Genomic DNA, 3,609 nt, shown 5'->3' with positions numbered 1-3,609 from the left:
TTCGACCACCGGCATTACTGGCTGAAGACGGCCCCCGCCATGGACGCGGCCTCGCTCGGGCAGGCGGGCACCGACCACCCCCTCCTCGGCGCGGTCGTCCCGCTGCCCCAGTCCGACGGGCTGGTCTTCACCTCCCGTCTCTCCCCGCGCACCCACCCCTGGCTGGCCGACCACGTCGTCGGCGGCGCCATCGTCGTACCTCCCACCGCCCTGGTCGAACTCGTCCTGCGCGCCGGTGACGAGGCCGGCGCCGCCGGGCTGGACGAACTGACCGTCGAGACACCGCTGCTGCTGCCGGAGCAGGGCGGCGTGCGCGTCCAGGTCGCCGTCGGCGGCCCTGACGACGATGGCGCCCGCACCGTCGACATATACGCGGCCGGTGAAGACACCGAGGCCGCCGTATGGACCCGGCATGCCACCGGACGGCTCTCGCCCGCCCCGCTCACCACCCCCGAGGCGAGCGCCGACCTGGCACTGTGGCCGCCCACCGGCGCCCGCCCGGCCGACGCCGACGAGTTCTACGACGACCTGCTCCGCCTCGGCCACCCTCTCGGCCCCGCCTTCCGGGGCGTACGGGCGTTGTGGCGGCGCGGTGACGAGGTCTTCGCCGAGGTCGCCCTGCCCGAGGAACAGCGGGCCGGCGCCGAGCGGTTCCGGCTCCATCCGGCGCTGCTCGACGCCGCCGTGCAGTCCGCACTGCGGCACGCGGCCACAGCCGACCCGGACGGTGCCGGGCAGCGGCTGTGGCAGCCGGCCGCGTGGCAGGGGCTCACGCTGCACGCCACCGGCGCGACCACGCTCCGCGTACGCCTCGCCCCGGCCGGGGCCGGCCGGCTCGCGCTGGAGGCCGCGGACGAGGCCGGCGGTCTCGTCGTGACCCTGGACGCCCTGGGTTTCCTGCCGGTCGCGGCCGACCAGTTGGCGGCGATCACGGGCGACAGCGGCGACGGCCTCTACCGCGTCGAGTGGACGGAACTGCCCGCGGCCTCCGCCGAGGCACGGCAGGTACCGCAGTGGGTGCCCCTGTTCCACGCGGACGAGGTCGACATCCTGGCCGGCGCGGTGACCGGCCCCATGGTCGCCGTGGTCGAGGCCGTCACCCCCGAGGGCATCGCGGACGACGCCCCCGACGGCGCCCTGCCCCAGGCCAACCGGATCCTCGCCATGCTCCAGGCGTGGTTCGCCGCGCCCAGTCTGGCGGAGTCCCGGCTGGTCGTCCTGACCCGGGGGGCCGTGCCCGCCGGCGGTGACGGCGCGGTGACGGACCCGGCCGGCGCGGCGGTCTGGGGCCTGGTCCGCGCGGCCCAGGCCGAGAACCCCGGCCGGGTCGTCCTGCTCGACACCGACACGGACCTCGACATCGCCTACGGCACCGCCGTCGAACCCCTGCTCGCCACGGTCCTGGCCTCGGGTGAGCCGCAGGTGGCGGTGCGTGGGCGGGTGTTGTCGGTGCCGCGTCTGGTGCGGGCGGCGGAGGGCGGTCCGGGTGTCGGGTTCCGTGCCGGGGGCACGGTTGTGGTGACCGGTGGTACCGGTTCGCTGGGGGCGTTGGTGGCACGGCACCTGGTCGAGCGGCATGGTGTGCGGCATCTGGTGCTGGCCGGGCGGCGTGGTGCGCGGGCCGAGGGCGCCGGCGAGCTGGTGGCCGAACTGAGGGCGCGGGGTGCGGAGTCGGTGTCGTTGGTGGCGTGCGACGTGTCCGATCGTACGGCGGTGTCGGAGCTGCTGGACTCGGTGCCGGCGGAGCATCCGCTGACGGGTGTGATCCACACGGCCGGTGTCCTGGACGACGGCGTGATCGGCGCCCTCACCCCCGAACGGATGGCCGGCGTCTTCGGCCCGAAGGCGGGCGCCGCCGCCCACCTCGACGAACTCACCCGCACCCTGGACCTGGCAGTCTTCGCCGTCTACTCCTCCGGCGCCGGCCTGTTCGGCTCGGCCGGCCAGGGCAACTACGCCGCCGCCAACGCCTACCTCGACGGCCTGATGGCCCGCCGCCGCGCCGCCGGACTGCCGGCCGTGTCGCTGGCCTGGGGCCTGTGGGAGCAGAGCACCGGCCTGACGGCCCACCTCAGTGCGGCGGACCGGGCCCGTATGGGCCGGGGCGGGGTGCGCGCCCTGACCCCCGAGGAAGGGCTGGCCCTCTTCGACACGGCGCTCGGCGCCGCGCAGGCCCTCGTCGTCCCGATCAAGCTCGACCTGCGGGCCGCCCGCGCCGACGCGGCCTCCGGCGGCACGGTCCAGCCCCTGATGCGCGGCCTGATCCGGGTCACCCGGCAGGCCGCCCGGACAGCCGCCACGGACCGCAGCGGCGGCGCCCTGGCCGACCGGCTCGCCGGACTCGGACCGGACGAGCAGGAGACGCTGTTGCTGGACGTCGTCCGCGCCCAGGTCGCCACCGTCCTCGGCCACGCCGGGGCCGACCAGGTCAGGGCGGAGAAGGCGTTCAAGGAGGCCGGGTTCGACTCCCTCACCTCCGTCGAACTGCGCAACCGCATCCGCGAGGCCACCGGCCTCAGCCTGCCGACGACCGTCGTCTTCGACTACCCGACCCCGCTCGCCCTCGCCCGCCACCTGCACAGCCACTTCGGCCACGCCACCGCCGCCCCGGCCGCACCCGAACCGGCCGTCGCCACGGCCGGCCCCGGCGAGCCGATCGCGATCGTCGGCATGGCCTGCCGACTGCCCGGCGGGGCCGCCGGCCCCGAGGACCTCTGGGAGCTGGTGGCACAGGGCCGGGACGCCATGTCCGGCTTCCCGTCCGACCGCGGCTGGGACCTGGAGGGCCTGTTCGACTCCGACCCCGGACGCGTCGGGACGTCGTACGTCGACCAGGGCGGCTTCCTGCACGAGGCAGGCCTGTTCGACGCGGGCTTCTTCGGTATCTCTCCGCGTGAGGCGCTGGCGATGGACCCGCAGCAGCGGCTGCTGCTGGAGACCTCCTGGGAGGCGCTGGAGCGGGCCGGTATCGACCCGCTGTCACTGAAGGGCACGGACGTCGGCGTGTTCTCCGGCGTGATGACCCAGGGCTACGGCTTCGGCGGCGAACTCCCGCCCGAACTCGCCGGGTTCACGGCCACCGGCTCCGCGGGCAGCGTGGCCTCCGGCCGGGTGTCGTACGTCTTCGGCCTGGAGGGCCCCGCCGTGACCGTGGACACCGCTTGCTCCTCGTCCCTGGTCGCCATCCACCTCGCCGCGCAGGCCCTGCGCAACGGCGAGTGCTCGATGGCGCTGGCCGGCGGCGCGACCATTCTCGCCAACCCCTACACCTTCGTCGAGTTCTCCCGTCAGCAGGCACTCTCGCCCGACGGCCGCTGCAAGGCCTTCTCCTCGACCGCCGACGGCACCGGCTGGGCCGAGGGCGCGGGCGTCATCGTCCTGGAGCGCCTGTCCGAGGCTCGGCGCAAGGGGCACCGGGTCCTCGCCGTGATCCGGGGCAGCGCGGTCAACCAGGACGGCGCGTCCAACGGTCTGACCGCCCCGAACGGGCCTTCCCAACAGCGCGTGATCCGCGGGGCGTTGGCGAACGCGGGGCTTTCGGCGTCCGAGGTGGACGCGGTGGAGGCGCACGGCACGGGCACGGTCCTCGGCGACCCGATCGAGGCCCAG

Annotated in this window: 1 protein-coding gene; it reads left to right on the top strand. The window is 75.3% G+C overall.

The features are described 5' to 3' along the window. Nucleotides 1–3,609: type I polyketide synthase (locus ACZ60X_RS43780; RefSeq protein WP_469611417.1), on the top strand; the 3,609-nt coding region annotated here is incomplete at both ends.

This window comes from Streptomyces sp. NPDC104106, from assembly GCF_055584345.1.
The sequence above is the reverse complement of the archived record's forward strand: the minus strand, read 5'-3'. Positions and strand labels throughout refer to the sequence as shown.